The organism is Planomicrobium okeanokoites, assembly GCF_003428875.1.
In the GTDB taxonomy this organism is placed as follows: Bacteria; Bacillota; Bacilli; order Bacillales_A; family Planococcaceae; genus Planococcus; species Planococcus okeanokoites.
The window spans coordinates 594,463-611,019 of sequence record NZ_QQRS01000001.1 but is presented as its reverse complement, the minus strand read 5'-3'; the positions used below and the strand labels follow the sequence as shown (position 1 = coordinate 611,019).

General features: G+C 45.1%; 20 protein-coding genes. All 20 read left to right on the top strand.

What is annotated here, in order from left to right; all coding sequences use genetic code 11:
* Positions 1 to 64: 64 nt before the first annotated feature.
* The 20 genes from der to D2910_RS03050 all read left to right on the top strand — a co-directional run bounded on the left by der (position 65) and on the right by D2910_RS03050 (position 16,544).
* Positions 65 to 1,375 carry a ribosome biogenesis GTPase Der gene (gene der / locus D2910_RS03145; RefSeq protein ID WP_084245492.1) on the top strand — a complete coding sequence of 437 codons (1,311 nt, stop codon included), beginning with the start codon at positions 65 to 67 and terminating at the stop codon, positions 1,373 to 1,375.
* Between the two features lie 24 nt (positions 1,376 to 1,399).
* On the top strand, positions 1,400 to 2,419 hold the full coding sequence (locus D2910_RS03140) for an NAD(P)H-dependent glycerol-3-phosphate dehydrogenase (protein ID WP_084245494.1): 1,020 nt from the start codon (positions 1,400 to 1,402) through the stop codon (positions 2,417 to 2,419).
* A gap of 168 nt (positions 2,420 to 2,587) precedes the next feature.
* Positions 2,588 to 2,791: a DUF2768 domain-containing protein gene (locus tag D2910_RS03135; RefSeq protein WP_084245496.1), complete on the top strand. Its 204-nt coding sequence runs from the start codon at positions 2,588 to 2,590 to the stop codon at positions 2,789 to 2,791.
* A gap of 10 nt (positions 2,792 to 2,801) precedes the next feature.
* A complete protein-coding gene (locus tag D2910_RS03130) occupies positions 2,802 to 3,512 on the top strand; it encodes a hypothetical protein (protein ID WP_084245498.1) in 711 nt (236 codons plus the stop codon).
* 175 nt (positions 3,513 to 3,687) lie between these two features.
* Entirely contained in the window at positions 3,688 to 3,960 is a 273-nt protein-coding gene (locus D2910_RS03125) for an HU family DNA-binding protein (protein ID WP_084245500.1), read from the top strand.
* 455 nt (positions 3,961 to 4,415) lie between these two features.
* Positions 4,416 to 4,985 (top strand): GTP cyclohydrolase I FolE, encoded by a 570-nt coding sequence (gene folE, locus D2910_RS03120; RefSeq protein WP_117312592.1) that lies wholly within the window; start codon positions 4,416 to 4,418, stop codon positions 4,983 to 4,985.
* A gap of 23 nt (positions 4,986 to 5,008) precedes the next feature.
* Complete coding sequence (gene mtrB / locus D2910_RS03115) at positions 5,009 to 5,230, top strand: trp RNA-binding attenuation protein MtrB (protein ID WP_101802910.1); 222 nt, start codon at positions 5,009 to 5,011, stop codon at positions 5,228 to 5,230.
* Positions 5,231 to 5,318: 88 nt separating this feature from the next.
* The gene (locus tag D2910_RS03110; protein WP_117312375.1) at positions 5,319 to 6,095 is read left to right on the top strand and encodes a heptaprenyl diphosphate synthase component 1; all 777 of its coding nucleotides are present in this window, start codon (positions 5,319 to 5,321) and stop codon (positions 6,093 to 6,095) included.
* 5 nt (positions 6,096 to 6,100) lie between these two features.
* Positions 6,101 to 6,805, top strand: coding sequence for a demethylmenaquinone methyltransferase (locus D2910_RS03105; RefSeq protein WP_084245508.1), 705 nt, complete (start codon positions 6,101 to 6,103; stop codon positions 6,803 to 6,805).
* A 17-nt stretch (positions 6,806 to 6,822) separates the two neighbouring features.
* Positions 6,823 to 7,797, top strand: coding sequence for a heptaprenyl diphosphate synthase component II (hepT, locus tag D2910_RS03100; RefSeq protein WP_084245510.1), 975 nt, complete (start codon positions 6,823 to 6,825; stop codon positions 7,795 to 7,797).
* An 88-nt stretch (positions 7,798 to 7,885) separates the two neighbouring features.
* Positions 7,886 to 8,332, top strand: a complete 447-nt coding sequence (gene ndk / locus D2910_RS03095; protein ID WP_084245512.1) for a nucleoside-diphosphate kinase — start codon at positions 7,886 to 7,888, stop codon at positions 8,330 to 8,332.
* A gap of 171 nt (positions 8,333 to 8,503) precedes the next feature.
* On the top strand, positions 8,504 to 9,676 hold the full coding sequence (gene aroC / locus D2910_RS03090; RefSeq protein WP_084245516.1) for a chorismate synthase: 1,173 nt from the start codon (positions 8,504 to 8,506) through the stop codon (positions 9,674 to 9,676).
* A 4-nt stretch (positions 9,677 to 9,680) separates the two neighbouring features.
* Positions 9,681 to 10,760: a 3-dehydroquinate synthase gene (aroB, locus tag D2910_RS03085; RefSeq protein WP_117312374.1), complete on the top strand. Its 1,080-nt coding sequence runs from the start codon at positions 9,681 to 9,683 to the stop codon at positions 10,758 to 10,760.
* On the top strand, positions 10,760 to 11,143 hold the full coding sequence (aroH, locus tag D2910_RS03080; protein WP_084246795.1) for a chorismate mutase: 384 nt from the start codon (positions 10,760 to 10,762) through the stop codon (positions 11,141 to 11,143). Before aroB ends, aroH begins: the two co-directional genes overlap by 1 nt.
* Positions 11,140 to 12,228, top strand: coding sequence for a prephenate dehydrogenase (locus D2910_RS03075; protein WP_117312373.1), 1,089 nt, complete (start codon positions 11,140 to 11,142; stop codon positions 12,226 to 12,228). The genes aroH and D2910_RS03075 overlap by 4 nt, the downstream gene beginning before the upstream one ends.
* Before the next feature lie 15 nt (positions 12,229 to 12,243).
* Positions 12,244 to 13,527 (top strand): 3-phosphoshikimate 1-carboxyvinyltransferase, encoded by a 1,284-nt coding sequence (gene aroA, locus D2910_RS03070; RefSeq protein ID WP_117312372.1) that lies wholly within the window; start codon positions 12,244 to 12,246, stop codon positions 13,525 to 13,527.
* Between the two features lie 84 nt (positions 13,528 to 13,611).
* A complete protein-coding gene (locus D2910_RS03065) occupies positions 13,612 to 14,865 on the top strand; it encodes a tetratricopeptide repeat protein (RefSeq protein ID WP_117312371.1) in 1,254 nt (417 codons plus the stop codon).
* Positions 14,866 to 14,879: 14 nt separating this feature from the next.
* On the top strand, positions 14,880 to 15,443 hold the full coding sequence (locus D2910_RS03060) for a ReoY family proteolytic degradation factor (protein WP_084245526.1): 564 nt from the start codon (positions 14,880 to 14,882) through the stop codon (positions 15,441 to 15,443).
* Positions 15,444 to 15,448: 5 nt separating this feature from the next.
* Entirely contained in the window at positions 15,449 to 15,892 is a 444-nt protein-coding gene (locus tag D2910_RS03055) for a YpiF family protein (RefSeq protein ID WP_117312370.1), read from the top strand.
* A gap of 148 nt (positions 15,893 to 16,040) precedes the next feature.
* On the top strand, positions 16,041 to 16,544 hold the full coding sequence (locus D2910_RS03050; protein WP_084245530.1) for a Rieske (2Fe-2S) protein: 504 nt from the start codon (positions 16,041 to 16,043) through the stop codon (positions 16,542 to 16,544).
* Positions 16,545 to 16,557 lie beyond the last annotated feature (13 nt).

Below are 16,557 nucleotides of genomic sequence, written 5' to 3'. Positions count from 1 at the left end.
TACACGATGCCGTCCTCTTTTTCGTGTATAATAGGTATATTAGAAGTGGAAGGATGAAATTATTATGTCAAAACCGGTAGTAGCAATAGTCGGCCGGCCGAACGTAGGTAAGTCTACGATTTTTAATCGTATAGTAGGAGAACGCGTTTCCATCGTGGAAGATATTCCAGGAGTGACGCGTGACCGTATTTACAGTTCTGCAGATTGGCTGACACATGAATTCAATATAATCGATACAGGCGGGATCGACCTCCGGGACGAACCGTTTCTTGAACAAATTCGGCAGCAGGCAGAGATTGCCATGGACGAAGCCGATGTAATCATTTTTCTGGTCAACGGCAGGGATGGCGTGACCGTCCAGGATGAGCAAGTTGCTAAAATCCTGTTCCGTGCGAAAAAGCCTGTCATTTTGGCAGTCAATAAAATCGATAATCCTGATATGAAATCGATGATTTACGATTTTTATACACTTGGCATGGGTGAGCCTTTTGCAATCTCTGGCTCTCACGGACTTGGTCTTGGCGATCTCTTGGATGAAGTCGCTAAAAATTTCCCTAAGGAAGACGAAGAGGATTATCCTGAGGACGTTATCAAGTTCTCATTGATCGGACGTCCGAATGTGGGCAAATCATCTTTGGTCAATTCATTCCTTGGGGAAGAACGTGTAATTGTGAGCGAAGTGGCTGGCACAACCAGGGACGCAGTTGATACCCAATATGAATATGAAGGTCAACCGTATGTCATCATTGATACAGCCGGAATGCGCAAAAAAGGGAAAGTCTATGAAACCACTGAAAAATACAGTGTGCTTCGCGCTTTACGTGCTATTGAACGATCCGATGTTGTTCTTGTGGTCCTGAATGCTGAAGAAGGCATACAGGAACAGGACAAGAAAATTGCGGGATATGCCCATGAAGCTGGCAAAGCGGTAATAATCGTCGTCAATAAATGGGATGCTATTGAAAAAGATGAAAAAACGATGAATGTAATGACGCGCAAAATTCGCGAACATTTCCTTTTCCTGGATTATGCTCCGATCATGTTCGTTTCAGCTATCAGCGGCAAACGTGTGCACAGCATACTTGAAACCATCAATAAAGTGAATGAAAACCATTCACGCCGCATACAGTCGAGCATTCTGAATGAAGTCATCGCCGATGCTGTGGCGATGAACCCGGCACCATCGGATAAAGGACAGCGACTGCGCTTATATTACGTGACGCAAGTGGCAGTTCAGCCGCCTACTTTCGTGGTATTTGTCAATGAACCGGAATTGATGCATTTCAGTTATATAAGATTTCTGCAGAACAGGATACGGGAAAGTTTCGATTTTGAAGGCACACCCCTCCGTCTTATTACCCGTGCCCGCACTTAATAGGATAAAGGTGGTAGTTTGATTATGGAAAAAATTACTGTATATGGGGCCGGGAGCTGGGGGACAGCTCTAAGCTACGTTCTTGCTCAAAATGGCCATGACATCTTGCTTTGGTCACATCGCGCTGAACAGGCAGAAGAAATAAACAGGCACAGTAATGAAAGATATTTAAAAGGCATCAAGCTTCCTGACAGTCTTAAAGCGACCAGCAACATCGAAGAGGCTGTGAAGCATGCAGATGTTCATGTTCTGGCGGTTCCGACAAAAGCGATGCGTGAAGTGTCAGCGGACATCGCTGGATACATTGAAAAACCATCACTTTTTGTCCATGTTTCCAAAGGCATCGAACCGGATAGCCTGAAACGTGTCAGTGAGCTGATCCGTGAAGAAATTCCGGAAAAATGGATTGAGGATCTTGTTGTGTTGTCGGGACCGAGCCATGCTGAAGAAGTGGTGCTCGAGCATCCGACCACAGTGACTGCGGCATGTGAAAACACTCATTCCGCCGAACGGGTTCAGGATATGTTCATGAACCAGTATTTCCGTGTCTATACGAATACGGATGTGATAGGTGTGGAAATCGGCGGCGCGTTGAAGAATATCATCGCGTTAGCGGTGGGGATTACCGATGGCCTCGGCCTCGGGGACAATGCAAAAGCGGCCATCATGACGCGTGGACTGGCAGAAATAGCCCGTCTGGGTGTGAAAATGGGCGCGACGCCGTTGACGTTCTCTGGGTTGACTGGTGTCGGTGATTTGATCGTCACTTGTACAAGCCAGCATTCAAGAAACTGGCGCGCAGGCAATATGCTTGGAAAAGGCAAATCACTTGATGAAGTGCTGGAGGAAATGGGCATGGTAGTCGAAGGGATACGTACAACAAAAGCTGCGCATCAAATGGCGAAAGCTTTTGAAGTGCCTATGCCGATTACAGAGGCCCTATACAGCGTCCTGTTCGAGAATGTGCCAACTGATGAAGCGGTCGGGCATTTGATGGGCAGAATGAAGAAAAATGAAATGGAAGACCTGATCGACTTGCTTTAAGCTGGGTATTGAAGCGGCGCAAATGTGCTGCTTCTTTTTTTTTGGCATGGATTGGTGCGGTTCGATCAGAAGCAGTAAATTGTACTGTCACTGTCAAATTCTCCAGGGGCAACAAGGTCCTTAATATGCTATACTATGGTCTGAAACCGAACGAGAGGCGGCTGTTTTATGAGTTCTTTGGATAAAATGTGGGTATCATTTGCCGGGATTGCTTTTTTGATTATCTCAATGGGAATGATTTACTTAAGCAGATACAAATTAAATAATGGCATCATTAAATTTATTTTTGCCCTGGTTGCATATATTCTGCTGATACTTGGATTCTTCATCATGGTTTTCACGGTCTTCAGCGGACCAACTGGCGGCGCATGAGGTGAAAAATATGAAAAAGACAATACTTTTTCTGCTCTTTATTTCCACTGCATTACTCTTGAGTGCTTGCATGTTCCCGGAAAGTGAACGTGCGGAAAATCAGATCCCTTACGAAGACCAATTGATTTCTGTACAAAACGCTGTGAATCAGTATCGTAACACCAGCGGAGGCTTACTGCCGATCAAGACGAGGGATATGGATGTAGATCAATTCATCAAATATCCGGTCGATTTCAGTAAAATAGTGCCGGATTATATGGCGGAGATTCCTACCAACGCGTTTGAAACAGGAGGGATTTTTCAATATGTATTGATGGATGTCGACGAAAACCCTACAGTTAAATTAGTGGATTTGCGCATGGCTGAAACGATTCGCGCCGTTAATGTCAGAAAAAGCGCTAACGGAGGCCAAGCGCCTATATCGGAGATCGTTGCGGACAATGTGTATAAATTCAATCATGAGGCAATGGGATTCAACGAAGAGCCGACTGTGGTCAGTCCATATAGCGGAAGAAATCTTCCTCTAGTCATTACTGGGCGCGGTATGGTTTACGTCGATTATTCCATGGATCTATATACAGCACTTCAGGAATATGAAGGGGAATTGCAGCAGGGTGAGGATATTCGATTTCTTTTATATGAAGATAATGCAGTATTGCCGGCTTATTCATTGCCATACACCATCGATGAAAACAGGGAGCCAATATTTCTGAATGAATAAAGAATGGTGTTTTAACGATGTTTTTAGTAGAAAACCATTCTTTTTAGAATATTTTGTCAGTATTTGGCCTGAAACTGCTGAAACCGCGGTATTAGTGGTTGCTATGCGTTTTTCGATGTGATACTCTTTTTACAGGATTGATGGTAAACATCCCCTTTGAGAGGAGGTGAATAGCATGAACAAGACAGAATTAGTGAACTCTGTTGCTGAATCAGCTGAGCTTTCCCGTAAAGATGCTGCTAAAGCAGTAGACGCAGCTTTTGAAGCGATTCAAGGCGCATTAACTAAAGGTGATAAAGTACAGTTGATCGGTTTCGGTAACTTCGAGGTACGTGAACGCGCAGCCCGTAAAGGACGCAACCCACAAACTGGTGCTGAAATCGAAATCGCTGCTAGCAAAGTCCCTGCATTTAAGCCAGGTAAAGCGCTTAAAGACGCGGTGAAATAAGCTACAGTGCTGTACATAGAATGGCTCCGACGGAATCAGTATTCCGCTGGAGCCATTCTTTTCTTGTAGGAAGAGTATTTTATGTATTTTTTATGGCAAATTATACTCAATTGATTCTTCCCATACTTGCTATACCGGAGTTCATAGTTTGCAAGTGTTATGCAGACAGCATTCCAGACCTCTTTCCAACAGTTCAAACAAGCTGAAAGCTGCGGATTTCGCCTTTTACCGCATAAGCGCTAATTTTGCGAAACACCCGCTATTATGCTAAGATTCTTATGCTAAGATGGATGAGGTTGCAGTGTGGATTTTCCGGGACCTTTTCCTATCAAAATGAACCTTATCATTGATTGGACCTAAGCGTTGATTATTTGACATAAATGATGAAATTACATAAAACATGGATGAATTTGAATTCATCTTTTACAGGAGGAACCATTGTGACCGATACGGAATTGCAGAATGTAGACCTTGAAAAAATTGAAGAAGCTGTTTCGATGATCTTGGAAGCGGTCGGAGAAGATGTAACCCGTGAAGGTTTGCATGACACACCTAAGCGCGTGGCAAAAATGTACGCAGAAGTCTTTTCTGGCTTGAAAGAAGATCCAAAGGAATATTTTAAGACTGTATTCCACGAAGGGCACGAAGAACTGGTTCTGGTAAAAGATATTCCGTTTTATTCGATGTGCGAACACCATTTGGTGCCTTTCTTTGGCAAAGCTCACATCGCCTATATTCCAAGGGATGGTGTTGTGACAGGGTTAAGCAAATTGGCCCGGGCAGTGGAGACCGTTGCGAAACGTCCACAGCTTCAGGAACGGATCACTTCCACTATCGCCGATTCAATGATGGAAACGCTGAACCCGCATGGAGTATTTGTCATGGTTGAAGCGGAACATATGTGCATGACGATGCGCGGTATTAAAAAGCCTGGGGCGACCACTGTAACTGCGGTAGCTCGCGGCATACTTGAGACGGACGCTATCAAGCGTTCTGAAGTCATTACTTACATTACTAAAAATTAAAATACTGGAAAGCAGGCGGGAACATGGCACAAACTGAATATATTGTAATTCGGGCTCAAGAAGACGGTGTTAATGTCATAGGATTGACTCGCGGCAATGATACTAAATTCCATCATACTGAAAAACTCGATAAAGGCGAAGTGATGATCGCCCAATTCACTGAACATACTTCTGCTATGAAAATACGCGGCAAAGCTGAAATCCATTCTGCCCATGGCGTAGTCGAAAGTGAAACCAAGAAATAGGACCAAATGGATGAAGCCACATTAGTTGCTGTGTTATACTTATGTAGAACTTATGTAGAATTGCTAAATCACGAATGGAGCACGCGGTATGAATGACCTACAAATACATTCGAAAATAACATCAATGGAAATCGATGTCCTGCAGGCGCTGCATCAGAGGACACTTGATAAATATACAGCCGGCCCATCAATTGAACGGGCGCGTTTGTTCTTTTTACTATTGCCTTTTTTTGATGGAAAACAATGGTCGAATGACATTGAGGATTCTGCTAAAACAGTAGCTATCGTCTACGCTGCTTTACATGCCCACGATCAGGTCGAGGAAGACTCGCCGATAAGCAAAAGCCAGCAGCTGACTGTACTGGCCGGAGATTTTTACAGCGGCATCTACTATCAAATGCTAAGCAATACGAATAATATCAAGCTGATTCAATTATTGGCCAGCGGGATCATCGGTGTAAGCGAGAAAAAAGCATCACTGTACGAAAAAACCATCATGCCCGCTTCAGGTGTTGAAGCGGCTGCTGAAGTCATCGAAACCGAGTTGCTGAACATTTTTTATAATTTCTATGGTTTCTCTCAGTACAGGGCCATTTCCAAGCCGGCTTTGGAGTATGTCCATTTCTCCAACCAGCTGGATGCTTACCGGAATGGCGTTGAAACAAATATCCTGCGCAAGTTGAATCATGCTCTGCCATTGCCGCTATACTCAGAACGCTGGCTATTGGATAAACTGGATGCATCACATGCCGAGTTGACAAAGGTGTTGGATGCCCATCCCATGGACTTCGGCCTGAAAAATTTTATGCTTCATCAAATTACACCGCATCAGCACTTAGCTGAACAGCTTACCCGAGAAGGATGACTGAAATGCCAAAAACAAAAGAACAGCGTGTACACGAAGTATTTGAAAAGATTTCCGGTAATTATGACCAGATGAATTCGGTCATCAGTTTTCAGCAGCACAATAAATGGCGTAAGGATACAATGCATAAAATGCAGGTGACACCTGGTGCTTCTGCAATTGATGTATGCTGCGGGACGGCTGATTGGACCATTGCACTTGCCGAAGCGGCTGGGGGCAATGGCCGTGTGGTAGGATTGGACTTCAGCCAGAATATGCTGAACGTCGGTGTTGAAAAGACGAGGCATTTGCCGCAGGTTGAATTGGTGCAGGGGAACGCAATGTCTTTGCCGTACCCAGACAACTCTTTTGATTTTGCGACAATCGGTTTCGGATTACGCAATGTCCCCGATTACGAACAGGTTTTATCTGAGATGCATAGGGTCCTCAAACCTGGTGGCATGATTGCCTGTCTTGAGACCTCCCAGCCGGAAAGCCTTCTTTTCAAACCGTTTTTCCGATTCTATTTCCGTTTTGTCATGCCTGTTTTCGGAAAACTTTTCGCTAAGAGCTATAAGGAATATTCCTGGCTCCAGGAATCCGCAAAAGAATTCCCTGGCATGAAACAATTGGCGAAACTGTTTGTCAAAGTCGGCTTTGAAAAAGTTAAATACAAGCCTTATACCGGCGGTGCAGCTGCACTCCATATGGGGATCAAAAAAGTAAAATAGCGGGAGAAGGTTTTTAAGTGGAAAAGGTGAAGTTGAAATTGCTCTATTCCGACCTTAGACCGGAATTGGAAATGATTGAAAAAGAACTGGAAGTCGCTGTAGACTCCAATTCACTCCTCCTTAACGAAGCTTCCCTACACTTATTGCAGGCCGGAGGAAAAAGAATCCGGCCTGTTTTTGTTTTGCTTGCAGGAAAATTCGGCGATTATAACGTCGATGTGATGAAGCAGGTGGCAGTGCCGCTTGAATTGATTCACATGGCTTCTCTGGTCCATGACGATGTCATTGACGATTCTGAAATGAGAAGAGGCCAGGCAACTGTCAAAGCGCAGTGGAATAATAGTGTGGCGATGTATACGGGAGATTTCATATTGGCGCGTGCACTGGAATATATTACTGTTATTGAAGATCCGAAAATCCATGATATTTTGTCCAGGACGATGATTGAAGTCTGTCGGGGTGAAATCATCCAAATCGAGGACAAGTTTAAATTGGATCAGTCGGTTCGTGATTATTTGCGCCGTATCAAACGCAAAACAGCATTGCTGATTTCGTCGAGCTGTGAACTGGGGGCGACTGTGTCAGGAACGGATAAGGAAACTGCCGCGCGTTTGCGCAGATTCGGTTATTTTATCGGAATGTCATTCCAGATAACCGATGATATTCTGGATTTTACTTCATCAGATGAAGAACTTGGCAAACCTGCAGGCAGTGATTTCATTCAGGGGAATATTACGTTGCCTGTTCTTTTCGCCAGGAAAGACCCGGAAATTTACAGCCGTCTGAAAGAAACGGTCGGGGAAGCGATGACAGATAGTGAACGCAGGGCAGTTGTTGAGATGATCCGCAACAGTTCAGCTTTGAAGGAAGCAAAGGCCGTCAGCGATCTCTACTTGGATAAAGCTTTGCAGGAGCTTGCGCATCTGCCGAAAGGAAATGCCAGCAAGACCATGAGAAAAATCGCTTTATTCATTGGAAAGAGAAAGTTTTAAGCTGGTAGTTGACAATCAGCTTCATAATGATAGTATTTTTTAAGGTGGGCAACTTATGCCCGAGCTTTTAATAGAGGAGTGTTCATTAATGGAAAAAACATTTTTAATGGTTAAACCTGATGGTGTGCAACGCAATGTAATCGGAGAAATCGTTGCCCGTTTCGAGAAAAAAGGCTACAATCTTGCAGGTGCTAAATTGATGCAAATTCCAACTGAATTGGCAGAAGAGCATTACGGCGAGCACAAAGAGCGTCCGTTCTTCGGCGAATTGGTTGAATTCATCACTTCAGGTCCTGTATTCGCAATGGTTTGGGAAGGCGAAAACGTTATTTTGACTGCACGTCAAATGATGGGCGCTACAAACCCTAAAGATGCAGCTCCAGGAACAATCCGCGGCGACTTCGCAGTTACTGTCGGCAAAAACATGATCCACGGATCAGATTCTGCTGAAAGCGCAGAACGTGAAATCGGCTTGTTCTTCAAAGAAGAAGAATTGGTATCTTACGAAAAAACAATGAGCAGCTGGGTTAACTAATCCGGAACTAAGAGGTGGCTTTTGCCATCTCTTTTTTTTATCCTTTTTTCCTTATTGCACATAAAGTGCTGATATAGTTCACTTTCCCGGCAATTTCGTATAGAATTGATGAAATATTATGTGTTATAGTGATACATAAATACTTTAGTGCGTTGAAGGGGGAAAGCGTTTATGCGTTATTTGACAGCAGGAGAATCACATGGCCCACAATTGACAGCCATTATAGAAGGCTTGCCGGCACAGTTGCCGCTGACAGCCGAAATGATCAATAAAGAATTAAAAAGAAGGCAAGGCGGACACGGCAGAGGAAGAAGAATGCAGATCGAGACCGATACGGTGGAGATCGTTTCCGGAGTGCGTCACGGCAAAACACTTGGATCACCGGTTGCGTTGGTTGTTAAGAATGATGACTGGAAACATTGGACAAATGTAATGGGCATTGAACCGATTGAAGAGACAGATGAAGTCAAAAGGCAAATTTCGCGTCCTCGTCCCGGACATGCTGATTTGAATGGCGGAATGAAATATGGCCACCGTGATTTAAGGAATGTGCTTGAACGTTCTTCAGCCAGAGAAACTACAGTCCGTGTAGCTGTTGGTGCAGTTGCCAAGCAATTATTGTCCCAATTGGGCATCGAATTGGTATCGCATGTAACGGAAATCGGCGGCATCAAAGTGAATCCTGAAAGCTATACCGGAAAATCTGCAGCTGAAATCCGGGAACTTGTCGAAAAAGACGCGGTTTATTGTGCTGATCCTTCAGTGACTCAGCAAATGACTGATCTGATAGACGAAACGAAAAAGAACGGAGATTCAATCGGCGGAACGGTGGAAGTGATCGTGGAAGGGATGCCGGCAGGAATCGGGAGCTATGTCCATTATGACCGCAAACTGGATGCTAAAATCGCCGCTTCGGTTATGAGCATAAATGCTTTCAAAGGCGTCGAATTCGGTCTCGGCTTTGAAATGGCGAGAAAGCCCGGAAGCCAGGTCCACGATGAAATATTGTGGAGTGAAGCTCAGGGCTACACGCGGAAAACGAATAACTTAGGCGGTTTTGAAGGTGGTATGACGACTGGTATGCCAATTGTAGTGCGTGGTGTCATGAAACCGATACCTACCTTGTACAAACCGCTCCAAAGTGTGGACATTGAAACGAAAGAACCATTCCAGGCCAGTATTGAGCGGTCTGACAGTTGTGCTGTCCCAGCCGCATCGATAGTGGCTGAGCATGTGGTGGCATGGGAAGTTGCAAATGCGCTGCTGGAGCAATTCGATGCCGATCAACTGCCTCGCCTTCAAGCGAATATCGCTGATTACTTAACGTATACAAAGGAGTTCTGATTCTATGGCTACGCTGACAGTAGAAGCGGCAAAACCTTATGAGGTCCATATTGGACAGGGTATGTTAAAGGTGCTTCAGGAAAATTACAGGGGAATGTTGGAAAACACGGATAAAATCGGCATCATCGCGGATGAGAAAGTTGCTGCGCTTCATCTGGATTATCTGAATGCACATTTAAAAGACACCGTTGAAATATTCATTTTTAAGATACCAGCAGGCGAACAGGCAAAATCGATCGACTGTTTCATGGATTGCCAAACATTTCTGCTGGATCATAATTTTTCAAGAAAATCGATCCTCTTGGCATTTGGCGGCGGAGCAACTGGGGACTTGGCTGGATTTGTCGCTTCCACTTACATGAGAGGAATCCGGTTTATCCAGATTCCCACCACTATTTTAGCCCATGACAGTGCTGTAGGCGGAAAGACAGCCATCAATCATCCTTCCGGCAAAAACATGATAGGGACTTTTTATCAGCCCTCGGCAGTTATTTACGACACGCATTTTCTGAAGACATTGCCAGTGCAGGAAGTCCGTTCGGGCATGGCTGAAGTTATCAAGCACGCTTTTATTTCCAATGAAGACTGGCTGGCTGAATTATTGGCTGTCAACGACTTTTCGCAAATGGATGAAAAGGACTTAGCTGTTTATCTGGAGAGAGGGATTGCGGTCAAATCGGCAATTGTCGAAGAAGATGAGTTCGAAAGCGGTGTCCGGAAATTCCTGAATTTCGGTCATACACTGGCGCATGCAATTGAAGCGGTGTCCGGTTATGGCACAATTACACACGGTGAAGCGGTGGCGATCGGTATGGCTTATGCATTGGAATTATCAGGCCATGAAAAATCGGGGGAATTTCTTGAATGGTGCATTAATAACAAGTACCCACTTAATGCCATAAATAAATTGAGTTTTGAAAAGCTGTCAGCTGTGATGAAAAAAGATAAAAAGTCGTCGGAAGGTTTATTGAACTTTGTGCTGTTGAAAGAGACAGGCAGACCATATATGGAAACAATCGATGAACAAACGGCGAGAAGAACATTTATGGCGTTGAGCGCAAAGTTAGGAGAGATGCATATATGATGATGCGGGGCATAAGAGGGGCAATTACCGTTTCTGCCGACAATCCGGAAGAAATATTGAGTGAGACAAGAAAACTGGTACTGGAAATGGCTGAACAAAATCAGGTAGACCCGGAACTGGTCGCTTCAGTAGTGATATCGACGACCACTGACATTTCTTCGGCTTTTCCTGCCAAAGCTGTAAGGACGATTGAAAATTGGACGTTTGTGCCGGTGATGTGCACCCATGAAATGGATGTGCCCGGCAGCATGCCTTTATGCATACGGGTGATGATGCATGTCAATACACCGGTAACGCAAAAAGATATTCATCATGTCTATATGAATGATGCGGTAAAATTGCGTCCCGACCTTTTAAAAGACAGCAAGGTGCATAAGCGGTGAAAAAGAATATTCTTATTATAGGTCTTGGGCTGATAGGCGGTTCTTTGGCAAAAGCTTTAATGCGGCATGACAATGCCTTGATAGTTGGCTATGACACAGATGCGCTGACTGTCCGGAAAGCTTATAAAATGGGCATCATCCACCGGGCTGCATTGTCCCTTGAGGAAGCAGCTTCTGAAGCAGATTTCATTATACTGGCAACTCCCGTAGGCGCTGCGAAGAAACTGCTGCAGCAAAGCCGTTTCTGGAATTTGAAGGATGATGTGATCATCAGTGACACCGGGAGCACTAAAATGGAGATTATGGAAGCTGCTGAACAAATGGACCATGTGTTCATTGGCGGCCATCCAATGGCGGGCTCCCATAAGAGCGGTGTCGAAGCGGCAAAGGACGTCCTTTTTGAAAATGCTTACTATATTTTAACTCCAGGGCTTCTGGCTGAAGACTCACACATAGATGAACTGAAAAGCTTGCTGTCAGTGACAAAGGCGAAAGTTGAAGTGCTGACGGCTAAAGAGCACGATCACATGACTTCGATTGTCAGCCACTTCCCGCATCTGATCGCCGCTTCACTGGTGCATCAGCTGGACCGGGAACAGGCCTATCCGTTCACAAGGCAATTGGCAGCGGGAGGTTTTCGTGATATTACCCGCATAGCGTCTTCGGATCCGATCATGTGGAGGGACATCACTACACAGAATAACGGCATGATTATGGCACAGCTGAACTTATGGATTGAAGAAATGTCCAAATTAAAGGATTTACTTGAAATTAATGAAGAAGAGCCGATACGGCAATATTTCGAGAAAGCTAAATCCGTGAGGGATCAATTGCCGATTGCAGGGCATGGCGCCATGTATTCGGTATTCGACCTTTATGTTGATATTCCGGATGTTCCCGGTGTCATCTCTGAACTGACCGGTTACCTGGCAGAAGAGAAAATCAGCATCGTCAATCTGCGTATTCTGGAAACACGTGAAGATGTTTTCGGGATTCTAGTGATGAGTTTTCAAACCGCTGAGGACCGGGAAAAGGCGAAAGCGTGCATTGCTGAGCGCACGGTGTACGATGCCTATATTTCATAAAGGGAGGAAACAGAGTTGTCAACGATTTTGAAATTCGAGAAATCCTCATTAAAAGGCACGCTTACAGTGCCGGGCGATAAATCAATTTCTCACCGCTCCATAATGTTCGGTGCCATCGCTTCTGGAACGACCACTGTCGAAGGTTTTCTGCTGGGGGCTGATTGTCTGAGTACAATCGCCTGTTTCCGGAAACTGGGTGTGGAAATTGATCTGCGAGGCAGTCAAGTAACCATCAACAGCAAAGGCATCGGAGGATGGAAGGAACCGGATGAGGTTTTGGATACCGGCAATTCCGGAACAACCACCCGGCTGATGCTGGGGCTTTTAGCCAGTACGCCATTCCATACAGTCGTGGCTGGAGATGAATCGATCGCCAAGCGTCCCATGAAGCGGATCGTCGACCCTCTCAGATTAATGGGGGCGGATATTCGTGGCCGATCAAACGGACAGTTCACTCCACTGGCAATTCAAGGCACTCGCTTAAAGGCTATCGATTACACTTTGCCGGTTGCCAGTGCGCAGGTGAAATCCGCAATTTTGCTGGCAGCCTTGCACGCAGAGGGAAGAACGACAATTGAAGAACCTGTAGCGACAAGAGACCATACAGAAATCATGCTCCGTCATTTCGGAGCGGATATCAATCGCCATGAAAATATCATCGAAGTGGCCGGCGGGCAATCGCTGTCAGCCCGTCATGTGAAAGTTCCTGGCGATATATCTTCTGCAGCATTCCTCATCGGAGCAGCGCTTATAACACCCGGAAGTGAAATCCGTTTGGAAAATGTGGGCACTAATCCTACAAGGACGGGGATTCTGGATGTAATCAGCCAAATGGGCGCTGATTTTGATATTGAAGAGAAAGAAACTGAGGGAGAACGTTCTGCGGACCTGGTGATCCGATCTTCCCAACTCAAAGGAATTGAAATCAGCGGTGCGTTGATTCCAAGGCTGATTGATGAAATACCGATCATCGCTTTGATCGCCACTCAATGCAATGGCGTTACCGTTATAAAAGATGCTGAAGAGCTGCGTGTAAAAGAAACAGACAGAATTACGGCTGTGGTCGATGAACTTTCCAAAATGGGCGCTGACATTACAGCGACCGATGATGGAATGGTTATCCATGGTCCGACTGCGCTCAATGGTGCGGACATGAAAACATATGGTGATCACAGACTCGGAATGATGGCTGCAGTAGCTGCACTGGCAGCTTCAGGTCCGGTGACAATCGACGACCCGGATTGTATAGCGGTGTCTTATCCAGGATTTTTTGAACATGTGAATAGCCTGCTTGTCTGACTCTCCTTCGGGGGGGTTTTTATTATGCTTAAATCAGCGTATCGTGTAGGATGGAAGTAGGAAATTGAAAGAATAGGTGATTGTATGGCAACTGTAGAAGAGATTCAAAAAGCTGTAGAGACAGGGGATATGGGTAAACTGAATGCACTGTTGGATTCCTATTTATTGGAAGGTGATCCGGATGAACAATACGGGTTATCGGAATGGCTGGGGGAAATCGGGTTTGTCGAAGAGGCTGTCAAAGTGCTGGAGCATCTCGAGTATCTGTTTCCTGAAGAAAGCCAGTTGAAGATCGACAGGGCCAATCTGCTGATTGAAGCTGACCGTGAAGACGAAGCTTTGAACCTGTTGATGGAAATTCCGAAGGATGATGAATATTATGCTCAGGCACTGGTTACACTGGCGGATTTATTTCAGCTGCAAGGCTTGATGGAAGCGGCAGAGAACCGTTTGAATGAAGCTATTGCCTTGCTTCCTGCTGAACCGCTGCTGATGCAGGCGAAAGCGGAGCTGCTATTGGATTCCGGAAGGTATTTGGAGTCTGCGAAAATTTATCAGGATCTTAAATCTGATGGCGTTGAAATTGATGGCGTCAATTTTTCTGAACGTCTGGCAGAAGTATACAGCGCTGGTGCTGCTTATGAAGAAGCGCTGCCATTTTATGAAGAAGCACTGGAGGATCAGGTTCAGCCTGACGTTCTATTCGGTGCAGCTGTTGCTGCATTTCAGACACAGCAGTATGAACGTGCGGTTCAGCGGCTTGATGAATTGATTGTGCTGGATCCCGATTATTTTTCAGCTTATTTATTGAAGGCACAGAGCCTTAATATGGCCGAGGATTATAAAGCTGCCTATGAAGCCATTAAAGAAGGCTTGAAGAGAGATGAATTCGATAAGGAATTATACCTATTTGCAGGCAAACTGGCGTTGAAGCTGGGGAACACCGAAGATGGAGTGGAAAATCTCAGGCAGGCTGTCGCTCTGGATCCCGAATACATGGAAGCGATTTTTGCCCTTGTGTCCTATTTCCATTCGAAGGAAATGGACGAAGAAGTGCTTGAACTTGTAGAAGCGGCAATTGAAAGCGGGGACGACTGGGCGGGATTATATCCGATGGTCGCCGAAGCCTATGAACGAACTGAACAATTTGAACAAGCCGCCACTTATTTTGACTTATCTTATCCCGCTTTCCGCGAAGATTCGGAATTTCTCGGGAAGTATGTCCGTTTCCTGATTGAAGAAGGAAAAAGGGAACGTGCTCTTGAAATATTAAAAGAGTTGCAGGTTTTGGAACCAGACAATCAGGAATGGCTGGATATGCAGCAATCTTTCGAATGAGAGGAGGATTTTACATGACCGCTTCAGTCTCAGTAGGGGATAAAAAGCAGTTTGTGCGATGGTTTCTTCAATCATATAAAATGAAACGCAGGGAATGCATCTGGATCTTGAATTACATGCTCAGCAATGATGAGCTTCTTGAAAAAACCCATTTCGTTGAAGAAGCACATTATTGCCCCCGTGCAATGGTTATGTCCTCGACAGAATCAAAAGAATTGCCGTTCCGTTTTTATAAGGGCAATTTGATGACTGCCGATGCTGAAAAATCTTTTCATGATCTGCGGTTAAACCCGGAGCAGGATCTTTATCTCCAATTGAATTTTCCCAACCGGCCGCCAACGCCGCTCTATTTATCTGTACTTGAGGAAAATCCATATATACCATTGGATGAAACCATCAATGAACAGGATCGGAAGCTTGCGGAAGACATTCTGGCAGACAGCTTGTCTTCTTTCCAGGAGGAAAAGCTGCTGAAACAGATTGACGAAGCATTGGATGCCAATGACAAAGAGAAATTCTTCGAATTGTCCACTTTGCTGCATAACATACAAGCGATCAAGAAAATGAAAGGTGAGTAGATTACATGCATTTTATCGGCAAAGACATGGACCAGTACCTGAGCCAAAAAGATTATGTGGATACAGCGGTAGTGCCGTTGCTGCAATTGGACTTGAGTGAGGCGGGCCTAAAGTCAAGCGCTGGCGCCTCGGAATATCTCCAGTCTCTCACTGCTATGCTGGAAAAACAATTTAAAGGGCGCATTTTACTGTTTCCACCTGTGGCGTATACGAAAAACGCAGACAGAAACAGATTGTCTGATGAAATTTCATCAGAAATGGAAAAGGCAGGCTTCAAGCATGTGTTTTACATGACAACGGACGCTGAATGGCGTTCAGTTGAAGAGTTGAAGAATGTCTTATGGCTGCCGGCGATTCCAACCGAACATATGGACAGGAATTTCAAGCAATCAGTGATGGAAGACCAGTTGCGGCAAGTGCTCCCATTATTTTTAAAAGAATGGTCATAAGCTTCATGAAATGTTCACAAACTGGCTTTTAGCTTCACAGCATTATTGACCTGCACTTTCGATTGATATATCATTAGGTTGTCCTAGTAATTATATTTGAATGAGTATGTCCATTGGACTGACCTTGAATGTTAGAGGGGGGAAAAGGATGAGTAACAATCGTGTATCACGACGTCAATTTTTAGGCTACACATTAACAGGAGTCGGCGGATTCATGGCAGCAGGAATGCTGATGCCGATGGTTCGTTTTGCAGTTGACCCGGTTCTTCAGCAGAAGGGCGCAGGCGACTTCGTATTGACTGATCAACGTGTGGAAGATATCACTGAAGAACCAGTGCGTGTCGATTTTACATTTGAACAAACAGATGCATGGTATGTATCTGAAGTAACGAACTCAGCTTGGGTCTACAAAGAAGGCGATAAATTGATCGCACTTTCACCGGTCTGCAAACATTTGGGCTGTACAGTAAACTGGGCCGGCGATCCGGAACACCCAACGCAATTTTTCTGCCCATGCCACGCCGGACGTTATGAGAAAAATGGACAGAATATCGCAGGAACGCCACCGCTTGGGCCACTCGATGAATATCTTGTCGAAGAGCAAGATGGCTATGTAGCTATCGGCGCAGTAAGACCAAACACATTAGTTTAATAGTTAGGGGGTA